This window comes from Thalassospira sp. GB04J01 (genome assembly GCF_000751115.1).
In the GTDB taxonomy this organism is placed as follows: Bacteria; Pseudomonadota; Alphaproteobacteria; order Rhodospirillales; family Thalassospiraceae; genus Thalassospira; species Thalassospira lucentensis.
In genome coordinates, this window is sequence record NZ_CCDX020000009.1 from 268,073 (window position 1) to 293,522 (window position 25,450).

Consider the following 25,450-nt stretch of genomic DNA (forward strand, 5'->3'; position numbering starts at 1 on the left):
GTTCTTTTACAAACGCACAGCGATTTGCTTATTTGCGTGCGTCCCGGACCCCGTTTGCCAGTTCGCGTACAAGGCCGGTAACCATAGAGGCGGTCTTATCGGTGGCCTTGCCGTTTTCGTCAAGACTTTCGGCAATTTTTGATACGATTGCCGAACCAACAACAGCTGCATCGGCCTGTCTTGCGACCTCGGCGGCCTGTGCGGCTGTCTTGATGCCAAACCCGACTGCGATCGGCAGTTTGGTATGACGACGCAGGCGTTCCATTGCTTCGATAATCTGCTCATTGCTTGCCGAACCGGCACCGGTTACCCCGGCCACCGACACATAGTAAACAAAGCCGGATGTATTCTGAACAAGTTTCGGCAAACGCTTGTCATCAGAGGTCGGCGTGGTCAGTCGAATGAACGATAGACCTTTTTCGACCGTTGGAACACAAAGCTCTGCGTCTTCTTCGGGTGGCAGATCAACAACGATCAGGCCATCAACCCCGGCATTGCGCGCATCTTCAAGGAATTCCGCCACGCCATAGATGTAGATCGGGTTGTAATAGCCCATCAGAATGATCGGCGTTTCGTGGTCCTGATCACGGAAACCACGCACCAGCGACAGTGTTTTGCGCATGTGCATGCCCGCTGCAAGTGCCCGGTTCGATGCTTCCTGAATGGCGGGACCATCGGCCATCGGATCGGTGAACGGCATGCCCAGTTCGATGATATCCGCCCCGGCTTCTGGCAGGGCTTTGAGGATATCAAACGAAGCTTCGGGGTCCGGGTCACCCGCCGTGATGAAGGTTACAAGACCGGCACGGCCTTCTTCCTTGAGCTTGGCAAAACGTTTTTCGATGCGGTCTTTGCCGCCAATGATTGCGTCGCTCACAGTTTAACTCCCAGTGCTTCAGCCACGGTAAAGATGTCTTTGTCACCTCGACCGCACAGATTGACGATGATGATTTTATCCTTGCTCATCGTCGGTGCGATTTTCATGACATGTGCCAGTGCATGGCTGGGTTCGAGTGCCGGGATGATGCCCTCACATTCAGAACACAGCTTGAAAGCAGCAAGGGCTTCCTTATCGGTAATCGCGACGTAATTGACACGCCCGATATCCTTAAGCCAGCTGTGTTCCGGGCCAATCCCCGGATAATCAAGGCCAGCCGAAATCGAGTCTGCCTCGGTGATCTGACCATCATCATCCATCAAAAGGTATGTGCGGTTGCCGTGCAAAACGCCCGGTGCGCCAGCCGTCAAGCTGGCGGCATGCTTGCCGGTGTGAACACCGTGACCAGCCGCCTCGACGCCAGTGATTTCGACATCCTTGTCATCGAGGAACGGGTGGAACAGCCCGATGGCGTTTGATCCACCCCCAATGGCGGCAACCAGAAGATCAGGCAGGCGACCTTCGGCTTCCATGATCTGTTCCTTGGCTTCGTTGCCGATCACACATTGGAAATCACGGACCAGTTCCGGATAGGGATGTGGGCCAGCCGCGGTGCCGATGATGTAAAACGTGTCTTCGACGTTGGTGACCCAGTCACGCAATGCTTCGTTCATCGCGTCTTTCAACGACCGCGAACCCGACTCGACCGGTTTGACCTCAGCCCCCAGAAGCTTCATGCGGAACACGTTGGGCGACTGACGTTCGATGTCTTTGGCCCCCATGTAAACCGTGCAGGGCAGACCAAAGCGCGCACAAACCGTGGCGGTTGCAACACCGTGCTGACCTGCACCGGTTTCGGCGATGATGCGGGTTTTGCCCATGCGCATGGCCAGAAGGATCTGACCAATACAGTTATTGATCTTGTGCGCGCCGGTATGGTTGAGCTCGTCACGCTTGAAATAGACCTTGGCCCCGCCAAGTTCTGCTGTCATGCGTTCGGCGAAATAAAGCGGGCTTGGACGGCCAACGTAATATTTCAGGTAATAATCGAGTTCCTTTTGGAACTCCGGGTCATTCTTGGCGTCCTTATAGGCCTGCTCAAGCTCAAGAATCAGTGGCATGAGCGTTTCGGCGACAAAACGGCCACCGTAATTACCAAAATGCCCGTCCGTATCAGGAAGGGTGCGGTAGCTGTTGGGCTTGGGCGATGAAGACGTCATAGAAATTCCCCGTGGATAGGCCGCAATTCCTGCGGCGTAGGCTGGTGACGACCGATTAATCCGCAAAGCGCTGACGAAATGTGTCGCGCTGGCTGGTTACAATACCCGCAAACGGGTGTCGCGGATTAATGGGCTGCGTGATCGGCCTGGGATTTGTCGAAGATATATTTTTTTGAGCAGTACGGGCAGACGATCTCGCCTTTTTCCTCAAGATTGAGGTAAACGGTCGGGTGGCCAAGGTGACCTTTTCCGCCGTCGCAGGCTACATTCAGAGTGCCGACTTTGATTTCTTCGGTGAGCTTCATATATCCAGTTCCAAGTTTTGTATGGCCATCGGGATTGGCCACGCGATGCGGTCAGCATTGACCCCGGTTTAACGGGGATGATACCGATTGCGCATATTCAATCAATACTTCCGCATGCTCATGGCGCTCCATGGTCTTAGCGCAAACAAGCGACGCGGAAAAGAGTGGAGATCACTGACACATGACTGCAATGCCCGACTATGCCATCGAAGTCGAAGGCTTGACCAAGGTCTATACGGGGTCAAACGGCGAAAAACTTGCCCTTGATGATGTTTCACTGAAAATTCCCCGCGGGTCTTTTTTCGCGCTTCTCGGACCAAATGGTGCCGGAAAGTCAACGTTTATCAACATCTTGGCCGGTCTTGTCACCAAGACAAACGGCACGGCGAAAATCTGGGGCCATGATATCGAGGCGGAAATGCGCGCGGCGCGTTGCGCGATCGGGATCGTGCCACAGGAACTAAATTTGGATGCATTTTTCACCCCGCGTCAGGCGATGGAATTGCAGGCTGGCCTCTATGGCGTGCCGAAACCGGAACGTCGCACCGATGAGATTCTTGCAGCCCTTGGTCTGGCAGACAAGGCAGACTCGTACTCAAGATCGCTTTCGGGCGGGATGCGTCGCCGTCTTTTGGTCGGTAAGGCGATGGTTCATACCCCACCGGTTCTGGTTCTTGATGAACCAACCGCCGGGGTCGACATCGAATTGCGTCAGCAGCTTTGGGCCTATGTCAAAGAACTGAACAACGCCGGTGTGACCATCGTTCTGACCACGCACTACCTTGAAGAAGCCGAAGAACTGTGTGACGAGATTGCGATCATCAATCAGGGCAAAGTCATTGCCCATGAAGATAAGCGTAGCCTGCTGCGCCGGATTGATCACAAAACCCTGATCCTGACGGTGAATAATGAACTCAATGCGGTTCCCGATGTGCTGGCCCCTTGGGGGGCGGAGCTTCGCTCGGACAACCAGATTGCGCTGCATTACCGCCCCAGCAACACCCAGATGACCGAAATCCTCGAAGCCATTCATGGTTCCGGTCTGGCGGTTAAGGATCTGTCGACCGAGGAAGGCGATCTTGAAGACATCTTCCTGATGCTGACCCGCGATAATAATGCCGCGCGGGCCGGTGCGGCGGCGTAGGCTGCCGCGCAGTACCAGAATATCAAGCGGTCCTTGTCCGTCATGATCGATATAAGAACCCCGCAATTTGTTGTGGGGTTCTTGTTTTTGGCTTTAACATGAATGTCTTGTCTGAAACCTTTTCCTTCGGAGTTTCTGTGTCCGTCACTCAATTATTCCGTCGGGTCTTCCGAAGGATTTCGGTGCGCTTTCTAGCATATTTGATGGTGCCGGGGGTGGTGCTGATGCTGTCAGCCTGCGCACCTTCTGTGCATTCCGCCGGGCCGCCAATTGCGCAAATTTCGTTTACCTCCGATAGTTTTCAGACAAGTGATGGAACCGGGCTTGCCCTGCAGTCATGGGGCGCACTTGATTACCCGTCTGCGGTGATCCTTGGCCTGCATGGCATGGGCGATTATGCCAATGCGTTTATGGAACTTGGTGACGCACTTGGACCGACCGGCATTGCGGTTTACGCGTTCGATCAGCGCGGATTTGGGCGTGGCCCGACGCGCCCGTTCTGGGCCGGAACACGCAGCATGGTTGATGATGCCAGTGACATGCTGATTTTGTTGCGGGCACGCTACCCCAATGTTCCGATTTATCTTATGGGCAATTCCATGGGCGGGGCGGTGGCGATTGTTACGGCGGCGACCCGACCCTCATTGATGGATGGGGTTGTGCTGGCCGCCCCGGCGGTCTGGGACCGGGCCACGATGCCGTGGTATCAAACTGTGCCGCTGAGTATGATGTCCTATAGCCTGCCGTGGTTGCCGATTACAGGTCAAGGGCTTGATATTTGGCCGTCCGATAATATTGAAATGCTGCGTCGTTTGTCACGCGATCCACAGATGATGTCTGCGGTGCGGGTGGATATGATTGCCGGGGTGGCCGATTTAATGGATTTGGCGCACGCGCGTGCGGCCGACATTTCCGTTCCGACCCTGTTGTTGTCGGGTCAGCAGGACCAAGTCATTCCGCCCGATGCCATTGATGCGATTGATCGTGACCTTCGGGCGCAAAATTTACCACGCTATTCCAGATGTTTGTATGCGTCGGGCTATCACATGGTGTTGCGTGACCTCAATGGGCCGGTCGTGATTGGCGATATTGGTCGCTGGATCACATCATTGGGGACGGCAGAAAATTATTCCTGCACACAATCATGATTGCTTTTTGACCAAGGAAAGCCGATCAGGTAGCCTTTTTAATCATTTGCGCGGTGTCGGTTGGGTTGTTTAACGCTCTTTCAATCCCGATATGGCAGCAATAAACGCGCTTTGTGCAGCGATTTTTCGGAGGATCAGGACCGCCATGCTACGGACCGTTCGGGCGAAGTTCCTGGGTGTTGCGGCCTTTTTTGTCGTGTGGCTGGTTGTGGCCACCGGATTCTCTGTCATTCAATCGCTTGGCATCAATGGCGACCTCGAAGCGGTGTCGCGCTATGTCACGCCGGTCAAGGATGCGATTTCAGATGTGCGCGCGCGTCAACTTGAACAGATTTCGCTGATTGACCGCTATATGCGGGTGGTCGAAAACGATGGCCCGCACGCGCCGCTTTTGAACGGTCTTGAGATCGAAATCAACGCCAAGCAAACCCAGATCGAACAGGCATTTCGCAAGGCATTTACCTTTGCCGCCCTTGGCCGTGCACAGGCATCGGGGCATTTCGATAATGGCGTTCTGCTTGATCTTGATGTCCGCATGCGTGAGTTCGCCGATGTCTCGGCGCAATTTTCCCTTGGCGTTGAACGGTTGCTCAGCCGGGTCAGGGATGATGATCTGATGGATGCGCAGCGTCAGGAAAATCTGGTGCGGGGCCTGCATCGTAATATCGTGCTTGATCTGCGCAACGAGATTTTGCTGCTGGAAAAATATGCGGCCGATACGGTCGAAAACGTCTCGTCACGCGAAGATTTCCTGATACAGGCCGAATTTATCATGATGCTGGCTGCGGTGGTGATTGGCGTGTCGCTGGCCTATTACATGGCCCATGCGGTGGTCATTGCCGTGCGTCAGGTTACCAATGCGCTCAATGCGGTGCAGTCGGGTAAACTTGATACCAGCCTTGATTTTAAGGGCAAGGGCGATTTTGCCCGTCTGGCCGATGCGTTTAACCGTATGACCCGTGAATTGCGCATCCGGTTTCGCATGCGTGAACGGTTTGGCAAATATGTCGATCCGAAAATCGTCAATAACCTGATCAATCAGGAAACCGCGCTTGAAACCTCTGAAAAGCGGGTGATGACGGTCAGTGTTGTCAATCTGACCGGGTTTGACTGGCTGGCCGAACATACTGCTCCCGAAAAGCTGGTTGATTTCCTTAATGATTATCTGACCGCCATGACCGAACCGATTTCCGGCCATAGTGGGATTATCGACAATTTCGTGGGCGACCGGGTGATTGGTTTCTGGGGCCCACCGTTTTGTGGTGAAGGTGCTCATGCCGGTCACGCCTGTCAGGCGGCACTCGAACAGGTCGCGCGCTTTAACGCGCTTAAAACCAAATATGCCGATTTGATCGGTGACCACGGGCTTGATATCCGGGTGGGAATTGCGACCGGCGAAGTCGTTGTGGGCTCGATTGGGACGGATAAATCACGGGCCTATACCGTGGTTGGCGATTGCGTGAATTATGCCAACCGTCTGGAAAAGGCCAACCGGGTTTATGGCACGCGCATTCTGGCATCCCATGAAACCGCCAATATGGCGACGGGCGACATTGAAATGCGCGACCTTGACCATGTGGTGTTGCTGGGAACGGAAAAGGTGGTCTATCTGTATGAAGTGCTCGCAGCCGGTGGACAGCTTTCAGATGAACGCCAGGAATGGCGCAAAAAATATGAAGCCGCGATGGCCCATTACCGCGATGGTCGTTTTGACGAAGCCCGTCCGCTTTATGAATCCGTGATCGACTTTGACGACAGCGATTTTGCCGCCCAGTTGATGATGAACCGGATGGAACGGCTGGAACGTCGCGAACAGGACCGCGAATGGAACGGCACATGGGTGGTGCGCGATCCCTATGAACGCCGGGATGTCGAAAGCTGATTGCACGATGGCGGTGGCAAGAATTGCTTAACCCAAAGGCCGCTATGCTCAACACCGGATTTGGTGAACAGCAACCCGCAAAAATCCTTGCCCGCCGGGGATAAAACCTGTATCACCCAAACCGCTCGGGCCACTTGATCCAGACGTGGCCCCACATATTGCGCACCCGTAGCTCAGCTGGATAGAGCGCTGCCCTCCGAAGGCAGAGGCCACAGGTTCGAATCCTGTCGGGTGCGCCATTTTTTCCCAATCGGACGTCGATTTTTTCTTTCAGCGGTATTTGTCTATGCATAGTAAACATGTGTAGCCACAAGTTAACCGCTCTAAATTCATTAGAAACTCAAAGAATACCTCGGAATTATTTTATGCTCTGGGTTGTATTCCGCTACTATTGTAAGACTTAGTAGATGGGTGAAAATATGAATTTAGATAATGCGAACGAAACTGATATTAGGGAAGAACTTGCGGCCCCATTGTTGTCAACATTGGGTTATGAGCGAAACACGTCCAATGATATTCTCCGTGAGAGAAGTTTGAGATACGATCGCGTATTTCTCGGGCGGAAAAAAGATAATGATCCTCCATTGCGTGGCCGCGCAGACTATATCCTAAATGTTACAGGAGTTGCCCGTTGGGCATTTGAAATAAAGGCGCCAGATCAAGAACTAACAATAGATGCTGTTGAACAGGCGATATCTTACGCCCGACATCCGGAAGTTTCAGCAAGCTATGCTGCTCTAACCAATGGGCGTATGTTTTTGTTGTTTCGTGCGTCTCAAAGAAGTGACGAACAACCCATTGTAAGTTTGCAAGTTCAGAGCGTTCAGCAACTGGCCGATGAATTATCTGGGGTTCTTGGGCCGGCAGCAATTCGCCGAGATTGTTCTCCTGCGGTTGTGGACTTGGCCCGCCCTCTTGCAGATGGTCTTCGATCATCAGTAAACATCACCGGAGGCGTCCTAACCTATGAATACTTTGATTGGGAAAGCTCATTACCCTTCGGACCTCAATTAGCGGAAATACAGCAGGCTGTTGATCGTATTGTAGGCACCAGAGAAACTGTAACTGGTGGTCAAATACATCGAGATGATTATTCAAGAATTATTGCAAGAATCCAATGGGCTGTTGGCCGTGAAGAGATTCTTCAATTTATGCAAAACAAGGGTTTCGTGGATTTAGATTATGTTTCTTTAAGCGCGGATATTTCCAGTGACCCGGCGGCTCCAACGACATTCGATGTTATAGGAGATATTCAATTACATCAGGGTGAGCAAATCTTTGATGCGTCATCTTGGACGTCGAAAACGATGGGTCTGAACTCTAATATGACATTGCGGGGACAAGGCTCTGGTCATATTGAAGGTCACTGCTTCTCAGGTAGTTTTCAGACTGAATATGATGTTTCTTTTCCACAAGCTCCTGGTTTTGGGATCAGCATGTTTGGCGGCGGATCATTTTCGATCACATTGGATGATCGTTGATCAATTTGTTGTCGCTCAGGTAAGTGAAAATCACTTTCTAATGTGTTATCGCCTGTTAAATTATGCTCCGAGTTCTATTTCGAGTTTCTTTTAGATTGGGTCGAATACACATGCGCGGATATCTTCATGATTTTGCAGGCCACAATGTGCTGTTTTCGATGGCGGCACCGGCGGAATATGGGGATTTTCTCAAGCAGCGCTTTACACCCTTGATGATCGGGGTGGGGCCGGTGGAGGCTGCGATTAATCTCACTGCGGCGTTGACCGAGTTGCAGCAGTCAAATGATCTGCCTGATCTTGTCGTGACGCTGGGTTCGGCCGGATCGCGGACGTTGGAGCAGGCCGAGGTTTATCAGGCGATTTCCGTATCCTACCGCGATATGGATGCATCTGTTTTGGGGTTTGAGAAGGGCTGCACGCCGTTTGTCGATTTTCCCGCCGAAATCATGCTGCCCCATCGTATTCCCGGCATTCGCGAAGCACGTCTGTCGACCGGGGCCAATGTGGTGTCGGGGGCTGCCTATGACGCGATTGATGCCGATATGGTCGATATGGAAAGTTTTGCCATTTTGCGGGCCTGTCAGAAGTTTGGTGTGCCGTTGATTGGCCTGCGCGGGATTTCCGATGGCAAGGAAGAGTTATCCAAGCTGTCGGACTGGACGGCCTATTTGCATGTGGTTGACGAAAAACTGAGCCATGCGGTTGATAAGCTTAAAGCCGGATTGGAAAGTGGCGAGATCAGCCTTTCGAAAGGCTGATCTGCCTTATTGCATTTTCGAAATGATCAGCTTCCCGCCCGGATTTGATCCAGCGTTTTGACCGGCGTTAAGGCCTGTGGGTCAACCTGAATTTCAAGGATCGCGGGTTTTCCCGATGCGACCGCACGGTCAAAGGCCGGGCCGAAATCCTCGGTCTTTGTCACGGTTTCCCCATATCCCCCAAATGCGACGGCATAGGCCGCGAAATCGGGGTTCTGGATTTCGGTGCCCGACACACGGCCGGGATAATTGCGTTCCTGATGCATGCGGATGGTGCCAAACATGCCATTATTGACTACAAGCGTGATGATATTCGCACCATACTGCACAGCCGTTGCAAATTCCTGCCCATGCATCAAAAAGCAGCCATCCCCAGCAAGACAGACCACCGGTCGATCCGGATGGGTCAGTTTTGCCGATACCGAGGCGGGAAGGCCATAGCCCATAGAGCCCGATGTCGGAGCCAGTTCGGTGCGGTATTGTCCATAACGGAAGAAACGATGCAGGAAAGCGGCGTAGTTGCCCGCCCCGTTGGTGACAATGGCGTCTTCGGGGAGCTTTTCGCGCAAAGTCGCCACCACATGCGCCATTTTGACATCGCCGGGCGTTTCCACCGGGGTTGAGAAGGCAAGATAGGACGCATGGGCAGATTCGATCTGACCGTCACGCGCACTGCCATCGACCGGTTCCATCATAGCAATGGCGCGGATAAACGATCGTTGCGACGCATTGATCGCGATATCAGGGCGATAGACGCGGCCCAACTCATCTGGTCCGGCATACACATGGATCAGTTTTTGGCGCGGGCAGGGAATTTCAAGCAGGCTATAGCCGCTACTCGTCATCTCCCCCATGCGCGAGCCGACCAAAATCACAAGATCACTGTCGCGGATGAACTCGGCCAGTTTGGGGTTAATCCCGATGCCAACATCGCCAATGAAGTGGCTGTGGGTGTTGGGGATATAGTCCTGACAGCGGAAACTGGTGGCAATCGCAACATTGTTTCGAAGTGCAAACGATTTAAGATTTTCAGTGGTTTCGCGGGTCCAGCCGCCCCCCCCGACAATCATCACCGGCTGCTTTGCCGAGTTGAGGGCATTGTGGAACCGCGCGACGTCTTCAGGGGCTGTTTTGGCTTCAATCGGGACATAGGGTTTGGCATCGGCCACTTCGGCGCATCCCGACAGCATATCTTCGGGGAGGGCCAACACGACCGGGCCGGGGCGACCCGATGTGGCGATGTGATAGGCGTGGCTAAGATATTCCGGGATGCGGGTGATGTCATCAATCTGCCCGACCCACTTTGCCAGGGGTTCAAACATCTTGCGGTAATCGACTTCCTGAAATGCTTCACGGTCGACCATGTCGCGTCCGATCTGCCCGACAAGCAGGATCATCGGTGTGCTGTCCTGATGGGCGACATGCACACCCGCCGACGCATTGGTTGCACCGGGACCGCGCGTGACCATGCAAATGCCGGGCTTTCCGGTGAGTTTGCCATAAGCCTCTGCCATGATGGCCGCTCCGCCTTCCTGACGGCAAATGATCGGATCAATGTCGGGATGATCAACAAGACCATCGAGAACCGCCAGATAACTTTCACCGGGCACCAGAAAGACGCGTTTCGCCCCGTGAAGGGCCAGTTGATCAACCAGAATACGTCCGCCGTGTCGCATTTGCGTTTTCGCCGACATGTGTGAAGAACTCCGTATGGTGGGGCTATTGCCTTAATGGGTTTTGTTTGTTGTTGGCGCGGTGGTGCGCAACGGCGATTTCATCATGGATCAGGGGCAAAGGTAAAGATATCAGGATCGAAAACACCGGGAAAATTCAACGCACTGTTGAAGGTTTCCAAGGACGGCGGTTTTTGGCGCTAAATCCACAGCAGGATCTATCGTAAAGATGTTGGTTCGAAGTGTTTTGGTCTTGAGCCTAAAAATACCGTTCAGCAATCCGAACGATATCGCCGGGCATGACAATCGTGGCCAGGGTTGCGGGTATGGCAATGCGGTCGGTGTCATTGCCGCGCAGGATTTCGATGTCATCTTCATCGCCGCGATAGGTCATGCCGCCGCCAAGGGCGATGGCGTTAAGCACATTCATCCCCGGCACATAGTCATAGGAGCCGGGTTGATTGACCTCGCCGACGATAAAGAACGGCCGAAAGGCAATGATTTCAACCGCGATGTCGGGATTGCGTAAATAGCCGTCCTGATAGGCATCATGGACTTTTTGACGGGTTTGGTCGGCAGTCAGGTTGCGAACATCGACCGACCCGATCAACGCCATGTTGATTCGTCCGTTGGCATCGACGGTGAACTCACCCGATAAGTCTGCTTCGCCAAACACAGTGACGCGGACCGTATCCCCCGAATTGATGTGATAAATGGTTTGGGCATGTACCGGGATTGCACCGCCCGATAACACGGTTAAGAAAGCCAGAACCATCATCAAAAGGGCGTATGGGTGTTTAAGCATCTTACATCTCCAGCTTGAGGCTGAATTGCGTTTGAAAACGGCGATAGTCATGACCGGAACTGGTGGAGTTTCGCATGTCATGGGCAATCCCGGCATCAAACCGGGCAAAGCGGTTGAGCTGATATGTCATGCCCAGCCCGACACCCGTCGTGCGGTCATGACGGGTGGTTTGGCGGAACGCTTCGTCGGTATAATGTGCGTCTGCGGTGATCGAAAGAAAGCGGCGCAATTCATGTGAAACGCTTGCGCCAAAGTCAAAGGCCAGAATACCACTTGCCCCGGGCAGGGTGGTTTCGCGGACTTGGCGCGCGGCTTTGACGCCGATGCTGGTCAGCCGTGTGACGGCCCAATTCACATCAGCGCGGAGCGTATAATCGGCAATATTGCCAAATGCCGGATCGGCGTAACTTTGGGTCATCCAGCCTGCGGCAACGTCGGCTGCGATCAGATTGGTCAGATCAAACCGCAGTCCCCCCAGCATTTGAAACCCGGCGGAATCACGGACCCGGCCGTCATCATCGGGGGTCCGGTCATATTGGCGTTGATTGAGGTTAAACTCGCCATAGGCCTCGCGCCCCAGATCAAGGGGCATCAAAACCCGGATGGTTTCGCGGCTTTCAACCCGGTTGCGATCATCATTGGCAATGCGATTGCCGTTTTGGTCGGTGGCATCATCAAAATCCAGACGGCGCAAGGCCAGTTCGGTTTGATAGTGCAGGTTTTTGGCGATGTGTTGCGCGTTAAGGCTGGCCCGGACATCGTTAAAGACAACCGGCTTGGTTGCGTTGGTGGGGACATCATTTCCCCCACGGGCATCATGGGCGCGGTGCCATTCAAATGTACCGTCAAGAACGGTATTGGGGCCGATATCAAGCGCGATACCGCTACGGACATCGGCATCCTGATAATTGTCGTCGTCAGAATCGGCATAAAATCCAAGTTCCGCGCCGGCCCCGACGTAAAGTTTCAGGTAACGCCATTCAGATTGCAGGCGCAAACGCGGTGCGATTTCGGTGATGACATCTGATGTCGGGGTGTCGTCGGTCAGATAGATGTTGTCATCAAACCGTTCACGAACAGAAACATCGGGCGATATCACAAACCGACCCATTCGTATGCCAGTGTCCTCGGGCGGTGTGTTGGTTTGTGTGTGACCCGATGTCTGGACAAGGAAAAGGGCTAAAACCGGTGCAAATACCGTAGTTATCAAACGCCCGGCCGCCATCAGGTCACATCCTTGGTTTGAAGAAGCCCTGAGCGCCTTGTTGATGCGGTTAATGGCAGCAAAACCGTGCCGACCAAAATGGCCAGATCAAAGAAAAAATGCTGCTTTGAGATATAGGCAAGATCGTGCGCCACACGTTCGGCCAGATGACGTTGGCATGTGACGGGACCCCGCCAGCCCCGTATTTGCGCCCAGCCGGTCAGGCCCGGCTTTGCTGCAAGACGGTCGTCGTATTCGGGCAGGATGGATGCAAAAAGAATATGGTCGGAAATTGTATGGGGTCTTGGACCCACCAGCGACATGTCCCCGCGCAAGATATTGAAAAGTTGCGGCAGTTCGTCAAGCCCACTGCATCTCAGCAACGACAGGATCGATTTTGACCCGTGATCAGGTGAGAAATCAGACGATTGGTGAGGACGCGCGCGCAGGGTCCGGAATTTGAAGATGGTAAAAATCTTCCCGTTCAGTCCGACGCGTTTCTGGGTAAAAATCGGCTGGCTAAAGCCGCAACTCCGGATCAGACCATAGACACACAGCATGAGTGGCGCACAGGCAACAACGGCGAGGCTTGCCAGCAATAGATCGCAACACCGTTTGAGGTATGGGTGCGGTGAACACACCGGCTTTGGCCGCCGCACGGATAATCGCGGGCATATGACACAGGACCGCGATGGATTTGTTTTGACGACAGCCAACCCCTTGATGCCCCCACATTTCCCTGATGCAGCATAGCAGTATATTAAACTCAGGGTAGCGCGGAAATGATGTAATTCAAGGTGATATGTTGCAGGTCTTTGGTCGTATTACCAAACCTCTCCGTGGTTCATCCTTGTTTAGGATCGCAAAGACGGGATGGTGGATAGAACCGCTTTCATGAGTTGTGGCTGCCGGTTGACCCCGATCTTCGAAAAGATGGTTTTAAGATAGGTGCGCGCCGAACTGCTTGAAATACCAACCGTTTCGGCGGCCTGATCAATCGAAAGCCCCTCGGTCAGCTTTTGGGTGAGTTTTGCCTCGGACCGGGTCAGGCCAAACAGATCCATCAGGTCATCAATGGCTGGTGGGCATTGCTGCAACGGGTCGACCAGAATGACCATAAAGGTTGTGGTTCCATCGGATGTTTTGGGCATTCGGCGCACAAACAATGACAGTTTTTCAGCATCATGTTCCAGCGAGAAACTTTGTTGACGGCGCGGCGCAAGGTTGGCGGTGGGATGTAAAAAACTGTCGAGCCCGTCGGGCATCGGGGTGAAAACCAGATTGTTTTTCGTGCCGATCCGCACCAGCGATGATGTACGCATCACCTCGGCGGCCTGCGCATTCATGTGCGATATCGTCCGTGTTTCATCAATGGCCACCACGCCGAGTTGAAACAGGTCAAGAAATGCCGTGGGCAGGGAATCTTCGCTGTGCTCATCACGGCGTTTGAGTTCATCTGCAATCCCGTCAAGGATCGTCTGAAGGTTGGTGGGTTTGGGATAAAACCGATACACGCCAAGTTCATTGACCGCCATCAATGCCGATTGCAAATCGGCATAGCCGGTCAGCATGACAATGATCAGATCATCCCGTGTTTTACGCAGGTGTGTTGCCAGTTCCAGCCCGGTCATGCCAGGCATATGAATATCAATGACTGCGGCAACGATATCGGGCTGTGTCGTGATGGCATCCTGTGCGGAAAAGGGATCGCCAAAAAACACGCCATCCCATTCGGGCATCAGACGGCCAAAGTTGCGCCGATGCGATGACAAAAGGTTTTCGTCATCATCGACAAAGGCAATTCGGACCGGCGTTTTGGCAACCATCAGAAAGTGCCCTCCACAAATGGGGATATTGGACAAGCTACTCTGACACTATTCTTGGCAGCATCAAAGCATTGGCACTGATATCTGCCGATATCAAATGCCGTATTCGACAAACACACTGAATTTTCTGAGACGTCTGGAGTTTCCATTTTATGGAAGTGGTTGGTTTGACACGTTCTGTCATTTTGATGGTTGATGATGATGAAAGGCTGCTGGCCGCGGTGCGTCGAACCCTGTCGGGCAGTTTTAATTTCGTCACCCATACCGATCCAGAGGCCGCCTTTGAATGGCTTGTGCACAACCGCGCCCAGATCGATCTGATTATTGCCGATCTGGTGATGCCAACCCTTGACGGGATTGGGTTTCTAAAAAAGGCGGCCCGCACCGCACCGACTGTCCCGCGTATTTTGCTGTCGGGGAACGTTTCAAATATCTCGCTGCGCGAGGCCATCAATCAGGCCATGGTCACCCGTGTTCTGGCCAAGCCGGTTTCGGTTGCCGTTCTTAAGGATGCAATTGACCGGGTCATTCAAATCAAATGCCCGGCGTCAAAGCCCGCGACCGCGACGGGAATTTCGCCAGAGATGGTCAGTGCGGCGATTGATCGTGCTGATTTCCGCACGGTTTTACAGCCACGTTTCCGGGCAAGCGACCTTGCGCTCTGTGGTGGCGAGCTCCTGTGCCGTATGCCATCGCTTGAGAAAGAATTTGGCATCGACGAGATTTTCGAAGCCTGCTGGGACCATCCGGTGATTGATCGTCTGACCAGCCAGTTGATGGCACTGATGATTGATCAAGCGCCGCGGTATCGCGCGCTGATGGAAGATGCGGCCAGCGTTGCGGTCAATATTTCGGCCTATTCGCTTAGAAATCCCAAGTTTCTTGAGCTGCTCATCCGGTTTTATGAAAAAATGCGCATGCGCGGGGTTGGTGTGACTTTTGAAGTACCTGAACGTCAAATTCAGCCAGATGACCATGATTTGCTTGCAGGTGCATGTCGCCTGCGTGAACGCGGCATTGCCTTGTTGATTGATGATTTTGGTTCGGGGAACAATTCGCTAGAATTGCTGCGTCATGAAGTTTTTGCCGGTATCAAACTTGATCGGGATCTGATTGGCGGCATCATGACCGATTTTCTTGATGATGCCTTTGTTGAGTGGATCGCGCGGGTTTGTTCCAAGCTGGGCCTGTCGATTTCGGGCAAGGGCATTGAAAATCGTCAACTTGTCGAAAAGTTACAGATCTACGGGATTACGGAACTACAGGGTTTCTATCTTGGCGGGCCGGTCTCACTTGAAGAATGGGAAGCCGCGGTTGCGGTGCCGTTGAGTGCTTCTGGTTGATGGTTAAATCATCAAAACGATATCCGGGCCATTGCGAAGGGACGTCCGGCTCAGACTTAAAACATGTATGGGAGTAGGGTTATGAAGATGAAATGCTGCGTGAAACTGCTTGTAATGTTTGTTGCGGTGATCGGCCTGTATGCAACGCCTGCAATGGCTGGCAGCAGTGTGACACTGACCAAGACAGACGGTACATCGGTAACGATTTCCATGGAAAAGATGATGGAAATGCCGGTAACTGAATTTTATACGTCGACGCCATGGACCAACGGGATTCAAAAATTCCGCGGTGTCGATTTTAAACTGTTGCTTGATACCGCAGGCATTGATGCCGAAACAGTTCGGGTTTCAGCACTTAATGATTACAGTGTCATGGTGCCAGCCAATGTTTTGCGGACCGATGGGGCGATCCTTGCCTATCATATGAATGATGCGGAAATGTCGGTCCGTGAAAAAGGTCCGTTCTGGGTTGTCTTCCCCTATGACAAGGATGTTCGGTTCCAGACCGATGCATATTGGGCGTATTCCGTCTGGCAGGTGAAAGCGATTGATGGCCAAAACTAAATCATTTTTTGCCAAGATTTCGGGACGGACGGTATTTGCCGTCCTGGTCTTGTTTCTGATCCTGTACGCGGTTCTGTCGACATCAATCGTCCATAAACTCGAAGATGAACGGTTTACCTATCGTGAAAACTTCGTCTGGGCGGTGTTTCAGGTCCAGCGACAGTATCTTGTCCTGCAACGCGATATTCAGGCCGCATTGGCCGCACCCGAGGTGACCGACGAAGCCGTCGAAAACATCATGCTCGGCTATGAGCTTTTGGTCAGCCGTGTCTTTCTGTTGCGCGACGGGGATGGCTTTACCGTGCTGTTTTCCGTGCCCGAAGTCACCGACCTGATTGCTACGCTCGAAAAGCAGATCGTGGTGATCGATGATGAAATCGTCGTGATGAGCGAACCGCATGAACGGATTACCGAACTGGCCCGGTTGCTCGAACCTTTGGGTGATCCGCTTCAGCAGGCGGTGGTGCGGACCACCAATTTTGTCTCGGTCTATAACACCAATAATATTTCCGGGGTGAAGAACGATATCGAGACATTGTCTTATCTGTTCTTCTTTGGCGTGTTTGCTATGGGGCTTTTGGGGCTATTTATGATCCGCCAGCGCCAGCGCGCCTTTGCGGCCGATATCGCCGCACAGAAAGCCCGTCAGGAACAGGAAGTCATCGAAGAAGCCGCCGATTACGCCAAAATGCATGCGCTTGGGACGCTGGCGGGGGGCGTTGCCCATGAAATCAATACACCGGCGCAATATATCCAGAACAATCTTGAATTCCTGTCTGACAGCTTTGCTGATTTGATAGGCGCGATCAAACGCGACAATCCGGCAGACGACGCGCGGCTTGATCTTGATAAGGGCAAGATTGATTTTCTGACCGCAGAAGTCCCGATGGCGATTGATGAAAGCATTCAGGGTCTTGACCGTATTGCTGAAATTGTCCGGGGCATTCGCAAATTTGCCCATCCCGCGACCGATGTTGTCGAACGGATTTCAATCATTGAAGAAATCGATACGGCCATCACATTGACGCGCAATGAGGTCAAACACATCGCCGACCTTGACGTCGGCATGCAAACCGATGTCACCGAAATCAATGGACGTCGCAATCATCTGTCTCAGGCCTTGATCAACCTTATTGTCAATGCATCGCAGGCGATTAAGGAAGTTGGTCAGCCGCGTGGGCGAATTGATCTTGTGGTCAAATCCGATGACAGAAATGTCTATATCCATGTGCGCGACAATGGCGGGGGGGTTCCCGATACGGTACGCGACCGGATTTTCGATTATTTCTTTACCACCAAGGAACGCGGCGTTGGCACCGGTCAGGGGCTTCCGATTTGTCGCAAGCTTATTCAGGATGATTTCAACGGTGATTTGACCCTGTCAGACGATTATCACGGTGGGGCAGAATTCGTGATCCGATTGCCAAAACCCGATCAGGATGACGCGGTCAGCCGCCAGACCGATCACGAAGGGCCAGATGATCTGAGCGCGCTTTTGGGGTAGCCCGACTGTGCGTCTGGTGACGGAAATGTCCCAAAACAAAACGGGCTGCCCGAAAAGGCAGCCCGTTTTGCATAATATATTCTGGCAGCACAGGGATCAGAAAGCGTAGCCAATTTTCTGATCGACCGAGAATTTGCCACCGCCCCGGATCAGAACCGACAGGGCCAGCAAACCCCACATCAGCGGCATTTCAAAACCACCCTCGTTCCAGAAATAGCCAGCGGGTAAATGGGTGCTGACGGCAATCGCCATAAAGACGACAACAGCTGCGGCAACCGGGCGGGTCAACAGCCCCACTGTCAGCATCAAGCCACCGACAAATTCCAGAAGTCCGATCATCAGGGCAAAGGCAAAGCCCGGCACAAACCCGATGCTTTCAAGCCAACCGGCTGTTCCCTCCAGGCCATAGCCGCCAAAGGCACCAAACAGTTTCTGTGCGCCGTGCGGCACCATCAAAAGGCCGGTTGTCACACGAATGATGACAGGCGACAGGGGCTCAAGGACATTCCATAGAGGTTCAAGTGCCGGAATGATCGCACGCGGTTTGTTATGTGAAAACTCACTCATAACGTTCTCCAATATATCGCCTGTCCGGTGTTGCGGATCAGGGGACCATGTCAAAAACAAGGGCTTCGGCGTCTTTGGCGTCGGTGAAGACAAGTTCGTCTTCATCCTTGATCGCCACACCGTCACCAGCGTTAAGGCTTTCGCCATTTACGGTCAGACTGCCGCGTGCGACCTGCACCCAGGCAAGACGTCCTTTTGCAATCTTGTGGTTGGCACTTTCCCCGTCATTAAGATGCGCGACATACAGATCGACATCTTGATGAATGGTGATTGAGCCATCCCGTCCCGTGCGGGACCCGATCAAAGATAAACCAGAACCGGTATCACCGCGCGCAATTTCCTTTTCCTCGTACCCTGGCTCAAGACCATCCGCCTCGGGGATAACCCAGATTTGCAGGAAGTGGACTGGATCGGTTTTTGAGTGGTTATATTCCGAGTGACGAATGCCCGTTCCTGCGGTCATGCGCTGCAGACGACCCGGACGGATAACAGAACCGGTGCCAATGCTGTCTTTGTGTTCAAGTGCGCCATCAAGCACATAGGAAATGATTTCCATATCCTTGTGGCCGTGAGTGTCAAAACCAGCCCCGGCAATGACGCGGTCTTCGTTGATCACCCGAAGCGGGCCCCATCCCATGCGGTTGGGATCGTAATAATGGCCAAACGAAAAGGTGTGGTTGGAATCCAACCAGCCAAACTGTGCGCGGCCACGTGTTTTGGAGTCTATTTTGGTCAGCATGTCTGCCTCCATGGGTTGATGTGGTGTTGGAAGCACAATACCCCTTTCATAAAATGAGACAATTCATGTAATAATGCCCATAGTGTTGCATTATACGCGACAATAAATGAGGCGATTGGCGGGATAGGTATCAGGAAAAATGGATAAGCTGGTCAGTTTGCAGACATTCATTCGTGTGGTCGAAGACGGGGGGTTTGCCGCAGCCGCGCGCAAGATTGGTCAATCAAGATCGCAGGTAAATCGCGCGGTGGTCGCCCTTGAAGATGATTTGGGTGTGCAGCTTTTAAACAGAACCACCCGCCAGGTGTCGGTGACGCCAAGCGGGCAGGCCTATTATCAGCGGGCCAAGGGAATCCTTGCCGATCTGGTGGATGCTGAAGAGTCTATTCGCGAAAGCCGTGAAACACCGGCAGGTGACATTCGCATCAATGCGCCAATGTCGTTTGGCACTTTGCATCTTGGCCCGGCGTTGGTCGATTTTGCCCGTCTGTATCCCGACATCCGAGTGGAACTGGCATTAGATGATCATTTTATTGATCCGGTGGCGGACGGGTTTGACATGACGGTGCGCATCAGTCGGCCGTCGGACACACTGGCCCTGATTGATCATGAGATTATCGCGATCAAGCGGGTTCTATGTGCGTCGCCTGACTTCATTCAAACCCACGGTGAGCCGGTTGATGTTCGCGACCTTTCGACTTTGCCCTGCCTGCATTACGGCAATTTGCCATCGGGATCGAGCTGGAAAATGACTGGTCCGGATGGGCCAGTCGCGGTTCAGGTCAACGGGGTATTTTGTTGTAACAATGCCGAAGTCCTGCGTGATGCCGCATTGGCCGGGTTGGGGATTGCCGAAATTCCAACCTTTATTGCCGGGCCGGAATTGCAAACCGGGCGGCTGGTGACAATCTTGTGCGATTACACGCCGCCGGAACTGTTTTTATATTTGCTGTATCCGCCCAGTCGGCAACTGTCATCGCGTATCCGGTTGCTGGTTGATTTTATGCATGAACGGTTCGGCGGTCAGCCACGCTGGGATTTGGTGCAGTAATCAAATTGACCAAAAATACGCTCGGGGCAATCCAACCGGTTGCACACTGCGTATTGACTATTAGGTTATCATTGAAACACTAGGGTCTGAACCCAAATCACGGTTGGTCAGCATGACACAATTTGAAATGCCAACATTGATGATGGTTGCACATGGCAACAGTGGCAATGGCGGTGATCCCGCCGGGCAACTGGCGGCAAAGGTGCGCGATCGTTGGGATGGTCGTGTCAGTTTTGGCTATATGCGCAGTCAACCGTCTGTTTCAGATCAGCTTGACCACTTAAAACAGTTTGGTGATGCCGACAGATTGATCCTTTTCCCGCTGTTTTTCAGCGAAGGCTATCTGGTGTTTGAAGAACTGCCCAAGAACCTTAAGGATGCCGGTCTGGATGATGCGGTGATCCTGCCACCGGCAATCAATTTGCCGGGCTTTACCCAAATGGTCGCCGACCATGTGCAGGATGGCATCGCGCGGCGCGGTTGGCAGGCATCGGATACATCGGTGTTTCTTGTCCCGCATGGTTTGAAAACCCTGACCGAAGCCTTGCCGGAAACCTTGCGGTTTGCCGATGACCTGTCGCGGTTCTGCCCGTCGGCGGAAATTGCGGTGGGCAATATCGAAGGTCACCCATCGCTGGCAGATTGGCGCGATTTGGGATCGCGCAAAAATGCGTTGATTGTCCCGATGCTTGCGGGCGGGGGCATGCATGCGCGCGATGATTTACCACAGTTGATTTCTGCACGTCCGGGTGAGGAAATTGAAATTCTTGCGCCAATCGGACAGTGGAGCGAACTGCCAACCCTCGTCATTGCGGAAGCCAACCGTCATGTTGCCCGGTTTGGCAAATATGCCGTGCCGCTTGGTCCGACCGGTCATGATTTGTGGTCAGAAAGAATGGCGCGTTCGGCCTGACGGCTGTTGTTGGTGATGCGCCGGGGGATTTTATCCCAGGACGGGTTTGAATTTGGTTTCTGCCGACTTTTTCAACAGATAATCGCGGAACGTCCGGGCTGAACTTGTCAGGTTTTCATCGCCTTCATGGGCGATCAACAACTGACGTTTGGCCCAGTCATCAGCAATCGGCGCACCAGAAATATTCATATGCCCGACATAACCGGCAACCGAACTTTTGCGTAAGAACCCGATGCCCAGTCCAGCGGCAATCATCTGACGCAGGGATCCAAACCGCACGACCTTGATGTGCGGGTGCATGTCGAGTTTCAATTTCGATGCTGCTTCGCTGATCAGATCATCAATCACCCCGCCTTCGTGTAACGAGATGATGTCGTATTTGGCGGCGTCGGAAAATTTGACCGGTTTTGGATTGGTATCGTCGCTGATCAGGGGGTGACCTTTGGGGGTGACGACCCAGATCGGATCATCACAAAACACATCATGCTTTAAATCCCCGCGCGGGCTGTTATCGGCCAGAATGGCCAGATCAGCCCGGCCTTCGCGGACGGCCTCGGCACTTTCGCGCGATGTCAGTTCGCGAACATCAACAGTGATATCGGGAAAGTCGCGTTCGAAATCAGCCAGAAAATTTGGCAGGCCGGTCAAAATGGCCGATGTGACGGCGGCAAGATAGATTTTGCCTTTTTCGCCAACATTGAAATCGCGCAATTCATTGGAAAGATGGTTCAGGTCGCCCAGAAGCTTTTCGCCGTAGCGGGCAAAAATCTCGCCTTCTTCGGTCGGTTCGACCCCGCGCGGCAGGCGGCGCAATAGTTTGACACCCAGCATGGCCTCAAGCTCGCCGATGCGGCGACTGACTGCCGACGTCGCGATATGCTCGCGCCGTGCTGCTTCATTAATGCTTCCGGCACGCACAATGGCGACAAACAACCGGATGGTAACAATATCAAACTTTTGCATAGAACCGTTTTCGGTGGTTCAACCAAAAGCGTCAAGCGCTTTGAACGTGCGGTGATTTGCAGATCGATGCACGGGGCGCTCGCGAGGGTGAATTAACCCTCGACCTTGCGCCACGCATTGTTCCAATCCGCCGTCAGTTCAGCGTGATTTTTGGCCTGCGATGCCTTCATGATCACGGCAACCTGAAGTGCGCGGACAAAGCTGGTGAACCAGCCGGTACGGACTTCACGTTCGATGGTGGTGCTGTCTTTAAAAGTAATCGTCGTCATGATGTTTTCCTTGATACCGCATACTGTTCGTTTGCTGTGATTTCAGAAATATCAAACACCGGATGCAACGACTATTCTCCTTTCACCGCTATCCCGTTCTTGTTTGGAGAACGATAAAGCTAAGGTATTGAAATAATTGTATTTAACAATATTGCTATGCAGCATTAATTGTCGGGTTCAATGGTTTTATGGCGTTTGGAAGTGGGGTTTGCAGGGATGGCGGGCGCGCATTGGCATGCTTCACGGGCCGGGTAAACATCTGCTATAGCTGGATAAAGTTTTCACCACAAAGGTCGCAACCATGACTGCAATTGACGACAATCTTGCCTATGAACAGTCCAGTGGCAGTGGCCTGCAAAACCATCTGGGATACCGCTTGGTGGAATGGGCTGAAGACCATGCTGTGATTGAGCTCGACATCAAGGATTATCACCGCAACCGCGGGGGCATTCTGCATGGCGGGGTTTTGGCGACTTTGTTGGATACCGTATCGGGGTATGCGGTGTGTTACTGCCCGGTGCTGGGAAATGTCCGTAAATCGGTCACACTGACCCTGACCACCAATTTTATTGGGGCGGGGACGGATGGGATTGTGCGTGTGGTGGGTCGGAAACAGGGCGGCGGGCGCAAGATCGTCTTTACCGAAGCAACGGCCTATAACGCCGACGGTGAGGTGATCGGAACTGCCACCGGGACTTTTAAATATCAACGCGGCAGCGATGATCCCAACGGTATCCCGCGCGACGCCTGACAAAGGTATTTGCATTCCTCATACAAAAAGGCGCGGCCATAGGGTCGCGTCTTTTCCCTGTTCGGCATCCGCCCTGAAACAGGCAACCCCGATGGTTTTCGGAATTGGAGCGTCCCTTGCTTTACCCTTGACTATCTCATCGCGTTATCGTTATTTCGTGTTATGGGGATTCGCGAACTCCCCACGAGGCGCCAGCTAAAGATCGCGTTCCAATACAAACCTGCAAAGGAGGAACGCATATGCCTGCGCCCAACGCTATTTCCAGTGATAAACTTTCCAAAATCATCGGGACCCCGCGTGCCCCGCTTCTTCTCGACGTCCGTTCCGAGGAAGATTTCAAGACCGATCCCCGACTGATACCAGGGGCGATCAGAACGGATGATCAGGCGTTGCCGGAGCTTGCATCTCGCCTGACCGGCACCGCTTCCATCGTGATCTGTCAGGCCGGGCACAAGCGTAGTCAGGGGGCCGCAGCCTGGCTGCGGGCCGAAGATTGTCCGTCAGAGTATCTGGAGGGGGGCTTCGAGGGCTGGATAGCTTCGGAACTGCCAGTGATCTGTCCTGAAAAGCTGCCGCCTCGTGATTCCCAAGGGCGCACGGTCTGGGTAACCCGTTCGCGTCCCAAGATTGATCGCATCGCCTGTCCCTGGTTGATCCGCCGCTTTCTTGACCCACGCGCCGTCATCCTGTTTGTTGCGCCTGCCGAGGTGATGGGCGTGGCCGAGCGATATGACGCCGCGCCTTTTGACATTGAGGACGTGTTCTGGAGCCATCGGGACGCATTATGCACCTTCGATATCATGGTGTCGGAATTCGGCCTGTCAATCCCGGCCCTTGATCGGCTTGCCACCATAATTCGTGGTGCGGATACGGCGCGCCTCGATCTTGCACCCGAAGCGGCAGGGCTACTGGCCGCCTCGCTTGGTTTGTCGCGCATGTATTCCGACGATCTGGAGCAGCTTGACGCCGGTATGCTGCTGTATGACGCGTTTTATCGTTGGGCGCGTGACGCCAGCGAGGAGGCGCATAACTGGCCCACCAACAAGCCGCAGGTATGACATGGGCAAGCCTGATTACCCGACGCTGAGAGAGGCGATCAAAGTCTGGGCCCGGATTGGTCTTTTGAGTTTCGGTGGTCCCGCCGGACAGATCGCAATGATGCACAAGATCCTCGTGGAAGAGCGGAAATGGCTGGGCGAAAAGCGGTTTCTGCACGCACTGAACTATTGCATGTTGCTGCCTGGCCCGGAGGCGCAGCAACTTGCCGTCTATATCGGATGGCTGATGCACCGCACGTTTGGCGGGATCGTTGCTGGCGTTCTGTTTGTCTTGCCCGGTGTTATTGCAATCATGGCAGTGAGCTGGATTTATGCCATCTGGGGTAATGTCGGGATTGTCGCGGCGCTGTTCTTCGGGCTGAAGGCGGCTGTTCTGGCGATCGTCGTACAGGCGGTGATTCGGATCGGCAGGCGCGCGTTGAAAAATCGCGCGATGCTGATGATTGCCACAACGGCATTCATCGCAATCTTCGCCTTCGAGGTGCCGTTTCCGTTGATCATCCTCGTTGCGGGGCTGATCGGATTTTCCGGGGCACGTGCGAATATTCCGGCGTTTCGCGACGGGGGCGGACATGGGAAGATCGGCTCGGTACAGGTCGCCGATGCCGATACGCTGCTGGGTGACGAATCCCCCGACCATACCCGTGTCAACCGCAGTTGGGCGTTCCGCATCTCTGCCATCCTGCTTGGTCTGTGGCTCGTGCCGGTCGCGGTGCTTTTTCTTGTGCTCGGTCCTGCGAATGTGTTCAGCCAGATCGCGGGATTCTTCAGTGTCATGGCGGTGGTGACCTTTGGCGGCGCTTATGCGGTTTTAGCCTATGTCGCACAGGAGGCGGTGCAGAATTTCGGCTGGCTGGCACCGGGCGAGATGCTCGACGGTCTTGGCATGGCCGAAACCACACCGGGCCCGTTGATCATGGTCACGCAGTTCGTGGGGTTCATGGGGGCTTTGCGCGAAGCGGGCACATTGTCGCCGCTGGTCGCGGGGACCTTGGGCGGGTTGCTTACGACCTGGGTTACGTTTACGCCGTGCTTCCTGTGGATTTTCCTTGGAGCTCCCTTTATCGAGCGGCTGCGGGACAATCATCAACTGACAGCGGCCCTGAGCGCAATCACCGCCGCTGTTGTTGGTGTGGTCCTGAACCTTGCGGTGTGGTTCGGGCTGCATGTGGTCTTTGCAGAACTGACACCGGTAACGGGGTATGGTCTGGACCTGATGGTTCCGGTTCTGGAATCGGTGAACAGTGCGGCGGCGGTACTGACCGTGTTGGCACTGTTGGCGGTGTTCCGGTTTCGGGTCGGAACCATTGCGGTATTGGCACTTTGCGCAGGGCTTGGCGGGGTGTTTAACCTGACCGGCATTCTATGATCCGACTGTGAGCTAAATGCAAAGTGCTTTAAGGGA

Annotated in this window: 25 protein-coding genes and 1 tRNA gene; 14 read left to right on the forward strand and 12 right to left on the reverse strand. The window is 53.6% G+C overall.

All coding sequences use genetic code 11. The features are described from left to right. Window positions 1-28: 28 nt before the first annotated feature. From trpA to AMM48_RS08500, 3 genes are all read right to left on the reverse strand, one after another. The gene (gene trpA, locus AMM48_RS08490) at window positions 29-877 is read right to left on the reverse strand and encodes a tryptophan synthase subunit alpha (RefSeq protein ID WP_102783668.1); all 849 of its coding nucleotides are present in this window, start codon (window positions 875-877) and stop codon (window positions 29-31) included. After that, on the reverse strand, window positions 874-2,097 hold the full coding sequence (gene trpB / locus AMM48_RS08495; protein WP_102783669.1) for a tryptophan synthase subunit beta: 1,224 nt from the start codon (window positions 2,095-2,097) through the stop codon (window positions 874-876). The genes trpA and trpB overlap by 4 nt, the downstream gene beginning before the upstream one ends. 125 nt (window positions 2,098-2,222) lie before the next feature. Beyond that, the gene (locus tag AMM48_RS08500) at window positions 2,223-2,402 is read right to left on the reverse strand and encodes a zinc-finger domain-containing protein (RefSeq protein ID WP_022732836.1); all 180 of its coding nucleotides are present in this window, start codon (window positions 2,400-2,402) and stop codon (window positions 2,223-2,225) included. A 181-nt stretch (window positions 2,403-2,583) separates the two neighbouring features. Here AMM48_RS08500 and AMM48_RS08505 point away from each other — a divergent pair, with 181 nt between their 5' ends. The 6 genes from AMM48_RS08505 to AMM48_RS08530 all read left to right on the forward strand — a co-directional run bounded on the left by AMM48_RS08505 (window position 2,584) and on the right by AMM48_RS08530 (window position 8,815). Then, window positions 2,584-3,546 (forward strand): ABC transporter ATP-binding protein, encoded by a 963-nt coding sequence (locus AMM48_RS08505; protein WP_102783670.1) that lies wholly within the window; start codon window positions 2,584-2,586, stop codon window positions 3,544-3,546. A 182-nt stretch (window positions 3,547-3,728) separates the two neighbouring features. Continuing rightward, window positions 3,729-4,694 carry an alpha/beta hydrolase gene (locus tag AMM48_RS08510; protein ID WP_244271168.1) on the forward strand — a complete coding sequence of 322 codons (966 nt, stop codon included), beginning with the start codon at window positions 3,729-3,731 and terminating at the stop codon, window positions 4,692-4,694. Window positions 4,695-4,839: 145 nt separating this feature from the next. Next, window positions 4,840-6,576: an adenylate/guanylate cyclase domain-containing protein gene (locus AMM48_RS08515; protein WP_102783672.1), complete on the forward strand. Its 1,737-nt coding sequence runs from the start codon at window positions 4,840-4,842 to the stop codon at window positions 6,574-6,576. A gap of 162 nt (window positions 6,577-6,738) precedes the next feature. Beyond that, a tRNA-Arg gene (locus tag AMM48_RS08520) sits at window positions 6,739-6,815 on the forward strand. A 168-nt stretch (window positions 6,816-6,983) separates the two neighbouring features. Then, on the forward strand, window positions 6,984-8,057 hold the full coding sequence (locus AMM48_RS08525; protein ID WP_102783673.1) for a type I restriction enzyme HsdR N-terminal domain-containing protein: 1,074 nt from the start codon (window positions 6,984-6,986) through the stop codon (window positions 8,055-8,057). A 110-nt stretch (window positions 8,058-8,167) separates the two neighbouring features. Next, the gene (locus tag AMM48_RS08530) at window positions 8,168-8,815 is read left to right on the forward strand and encodes a 5'-methylthioadenosine/S-adenosylhomocysteine nucleosidase (protein ID WP_102783674.1); all 648 of its coding nucleotides are present in this window, start codon (window positions 8,168-8,170) and stop codon (window positions 8,813-8,815) included. Between the two features lie 26 nt (window positions 8,816-8,841). Here the strand turns inward: AMM48_RS08530 and AMM48_RS08535 are convergent, their stop codons facing one another. The 5 genes from AMM48_RS08535 to AMM48_RS08555 form a co-directional block, all read right to left on the reverse strand. Continuing rightward, window positions 8,842-10,509 carry a thiamine pyrophosphate-binding protein gene (locus AMM48_RS08535; protein ID WP_102783675.1) on the reverse strand — a complete coding sequence of 556 codons (1,668 nt, stop codon included), beginning with the start codon at window positions 10,507-10,509 and terminating at the stop codon, window positions 8,842-8,844. A gap of 238 nt (window positions 10,510-10,747) precedes the next feature. Beyond that, the gene (locus AMM48_RS08540; RefSeq protein WP_102783676.1) at window positions 10,748-11,293 is read right to left on the reverse strand and encodes a polysaccharide biosynthesis/export family protein; all 546 of its coding nucleotides are present in this window, start codon (window positions 11,291-11,293) and stop codon (window positions 10,748-10,750) included. Window position 11,294: 1 nt separating this feature from the next. After that, a complete protein-coding gene (locus tag AMM48_RS08545) occupies window positions 11,295-12,518 on the reverse strand; it encodes an outer membrane beta-barrel protein (RefSeq protein WP_102783677.1) in 1,224 nt (407 codons plus the stop codon). Next, window positions 12,518-13,156: a sugar transferase gene (locus tag AMM48_RS08550; protein ID WP_347876276.1), complete on the reverse strand. Its 639-nt coding sequence runs from the start codon at window positions 13,154-13,156 to the stop codon at window positions 12,518-12,520. Before AMM48_RS08550 ends, AMM48_RS08545 begins: the two co-directional genes overlap by 1 nt. Before the next feature lie 195 nt (window positions 13,157-13,351). Continuing rightward, on the reverse strand, window positions 13,352-14,323 hold the full coding sequence (locus AMM48_RS08555; RefSeq protein ID WP_102783679.1) for a response regulator: 972 nt from the start codon (window positions 14,321-14,323) through the stop codon (window positions 13,352-13,354). A 167-nt stretch (window positions 14,324-14,490) separates the two neighbouring features. Here AMM48_RS08555 and AMM48_RS08560 point away from each other — a divergent pair, with 167 nt between their 5' ends. The 3 genes from AMM48_RS08560 to AMM48_RS08570 all read left to right on the forward strand — a co-directional run bounded on the left by AMM48_RS08560 (window position 14,491) and on the right by AMM48_RS08570 (window position 17,734). After that, window positions 14,491-15,666, forward strand: coding sequence for an EAL domain-containing response regulator (locus AMM48_RS08560; protein ID WP_158246442.1), 1,176 nt, complete (start codon window positions 14,491-14,493; stop codon window positions 15,664-15,666). A gap of 99 nt (window positions 15,667-15,765) precedes the next feature. Further along, a complete protein-coding gene (locus tag AMM48_RS08565; protein ID WP_244271169.1) occupies window positions 15,766-16,230 on the forward strand; it encodes a molybdopterin-dependent oxidoreductase in 465 nt (154 codons plus the stop codon). Next, on the forward strand, window positions 16,217-17,734 hold the full coding sequence (locus AMM48_RS08570; protein ID WP_102783681.1) for an ATP-binding protein: 1,518 nt from the start codon (window positions 16,217-16,219) through the stop codon (window positions 17,732-17,734). Before AMM48_RS08565 ends, AMM48_RS08570 begins: the two co-directional genes overlap by 14 nt. 96 nt (window positions 17,735-17,830) lie before the next feature. Here the strand turns inward: AMM48_RS08570 and AMM48_RS08575 are convergent, their stop codons facing one another. Continuing rightward, the gene (locus tag AMM48_RS08575; protein ID WP_102783682.1) at window positions 17,831-18,301 is read right to left on the reverse strand and encodes a DoxX family protein; all 471 of its coding nucleotides are present in this window, start codon (window positions 18,299-18,301) and stop codon (window positions 17,831-17,833) included. Window positions 18,302-18,338: 37 nt separating this feature from the next. Continuing rightward, entirely contained in the window at window positions 18,339-19,040 is a 702-nt protein-coding gene (locus tag AMM48_RS08580; protein ID WP_102783683.1) for a pirin family protein, read from the reverse strand. A gap of 139 nt (window positions 19,041-19,179) precedes the next feature. Here AMM48_RS08580 and AMM48_RS08585 point away from each other — a divergent pair, with 139 nt between their 5' ends. Together AMM48_RS08585 and AMM48_RS08590 are read left to right on the forward strand one after the other, a co-directional pair. Beyond that, complete coding sequence (locus tag AMM48_RS08585; RefSeq protein WP_102783684.1) at window positions 19,180-20,091, forward strand: LysR family transcriptional regulator; 912 nt, start codon at window positions 19,180-19,182, stop codon at window positions 20,089-20,091. Between the two features lie 112 nt (window positions 20,092-20,203). Further along, complete coding sequence (locus AMM48_RS08590; RefSeq protein ID WP_102783685.1) at window positions 20,204-21,004, forward strand: CbiX/SirB N-terminal domain-containing protein; 801 nt, start codon at window positions 20,204-20,206, stop codon at window positions 21,002-21,004. Between the two features lie 30 nt (window positions 21,005-21,034). Here AMM48_RS08590 and AMM48_RS08595 read toward each other — a convergent pair whose 3' ends face one another. Continuing rightward, window positions 21,035-21,967, reverse strand: a complete 933-nt coding sequence (locus tag AMM48_RS08595) for a LysR family transcriptional regulator (RefSeq protein WP_101301575.1) — start codon at window positions 21,965-21,967, stop codon at window positions 21,035-21,037. 92 nt (window positions 21,968-22,059) lie between these two features. Beyond that, a complete protein-coding gene (locus tag AMM48_RS22160; RefSeq protein WP_158246443.1) occupies window positions 22,060-22,236 on the reverse strand; it encodes a hypothetical protein in 177 nt (58 codons plus the stop codon). 301 nt (window positions 22,237-22,537) lie between these two features. Between AMM48_RS22160 and AMM48_RS08600 the strand changes: the two genes are divergently transcribed. From AMM48_RS08600 to chrA, 3 genes are all read left to right on the forward strand, one after another. After that, window positions 22,538-22,987 carry a PaaI family thioesterase gene (locus tag AMM48_RS08600; RefSeq protein ID WP_102783686.1) on the forward strand — a complete coding sequence of 150 codons (450 nt, stop codon included), beginning with the start codon at window positions 22,538-22,540 and terminating at the stop codon, window positions 22,985-22,987. A gap of 239 nt (window positions 22,988-23,226) precedes the next feature. Then, window positions 23,227-24,045: a sulfurtransferase/chromate resistance protein gene (locus tag AMM48_RS08605; RefSeq protein ID WP_102783687.1), complete on the forward strand. Its 819-nt coding sequence runs from the start codon at window positions 23,227-23,229 to the stop codon at window positions 24,043-24,045. A 1-nt stretch (window position 24,046) separates the two neighbouring features. Next, complete coding sequence (gene chrA, locus AMM48_RS08610) at window positions 24,047-25,414, forward strand: chromate efflux transporter (RefSeq protein ID WP_102783688.1); 1,368 nt, start codon at window positions 24,047-24,049, stop codon at window positions 25,412-25,414. Window positions 25,415-25,450: the final 36 nt, after the last annotated feature.

What these genes read in the sequence shown, in the direction of transcription:
- AMM48_RS08545 (WP_102783677.1), bottom strand. Translation starts at nt 12,518, where the DNA reads ATGGCGGCCGGGCGTTTGATAACTACGGTATTTGCACCGGTTTTAGCC.
- AMM48_RS08540 (WP_102783676.1), bottom strand. Translation starts at nt 11,293, where the DNA reads ATGCTTAAACACCCATACGCCCTTTTGATGATGGTTCTGGCTTTCTTA.
- AMM48_RS08585 (WP_102783684.1), top strand. Translation starts at nt 19,180, where the DNA reads ATGGATAAGCTGGTCAGTTTGCAGACATTCATTCGTGTGGTCGAAGAC.
- AMM48_RS08500 (WP_022732836.1), bottom strand. Translation starts at nt 2,402, where the DNA reads ATGAAGCTCACCGAAGAAATCAAAGTCGGCACTCTGAATGTAGCCTGC.
- AMM48_RS08535 (WP_102783675.1), bottom strand. Translation starts at nt 10,509, where the DNA reads ATGTCGGCGAAAACGCAAATGCGACACGGCGGACGTATTCTGGTTGAT.
- AMM48_RS08595 (WP_101301575.1), bottom strand. Translation starts at nt 21,967, where the DNA reads ATGCAAAAGTTTGATATTGTTACCATCCGGTTGTTTGTCGCCATTGTG.
- AMM48_RS08525 (WP_102783673.1), top strand. Translation starts at nt 6,984, where the DNA reads ATGGGTGAAAATATGAATTTAGATAATGCGAACGAAACTGATATTAGG.
- AMM48_RS08530 (WP_102783674.1), top strand. Translation starts at nt 8,168, where the DNA reads ATGCGCGGATATCTTCATGATTTTGCAGGCCACAATGTGCTGTTTTCG.
- AMM48_RS08580 (WP_102783683.1), bottom strand. Translation starts at nt 19,040, where the DNA reads ATGCTGACCAAAATAGACTCCAAAACACGTGGCCGCGCACAGTTTGGC.
- AMM48_RS08515 (WP_102783672.1), top strand. Translation starts at nt 4,840, where the DNA reads ATGCTACGGACCGTTCGGGCGAAGTTCCTGGGTGTTGCGGCCTTTTTT.
- AMM48_RS22160 (WP_158246443.1), bottom strand. Translation starts at nt 22,236, where the DNA reads ATGACGACGATTACTTTTAAAGACAGCACCACCATCGAACGTGAAGTC.
- trpB (WP_102783669.1), bottom strand. Translation starts at nt 2,097, where the DNA reads ATGACGTCTTCATCGCCCAAGCCCAACAGCTACCGCACCCTTCCTGAT.
- AMM48_RS08590 (WP_102783685.1), top strand. Translation starts at nt 20,204, where the DNA reads ATGACACAATTTGAAATGCCAACATTGATGATGGTTGCACATGGCAAC.
- AMM48_RS08575 (WP_102783682.1), bottom strand. Translation starts at nt 18,301, where the DNA reads ATGAGTGAGTTTTCACATAACAAACCGCGTGCGATCATTCCGGCACTT.
- chrA (WP_102783688.1), top strand. Translation starts at nt 24,047, where the DNA reads ATGGGCAAGCCTGATTACCCGACGCTGAGAGAGGCGATCAAAGTCTGG.
- AMM48_RS08505 (WP_102783670.1), top strand. Translation starts at nt 2,584, where the DNA reads ATGACTGCAATGCCCGACTATGCCATCGAAGTCGAAGGCTTGACCAAG.
- AMM48_RS08605 (WP_102783687.1), top strand. Translation starts at nt 23,227, where the DNA reads ATGCCTGCGCCCAACGCTATTTCCAGTGATAAACTTTCCAAAATCATC.
- AMM48_RS08600 (WP_102783686.1), top strand. Translation starts at nt 22,538, where the DNA reads ATGACTGCAATTGACGACAATCTTGCCTATGAACAGTCCAGTGGCAGT.
- AMM48_RS08570 (WP_102783681.1), top strand. Translation starts at nt 16,217, where the DNA reads ATGGCCAAAACTAAATCATTTTTTGCCAAGATTTCGGGACGGACGGTA.
- AMM48_RS08555 (WP_102783679.1), bottom strand. Translation starts at nt 14,323, where the DNA reads ATGGTTGCCAAAACGCCGGTCCGAATTGCCTTTGTCGATGATGACGAA.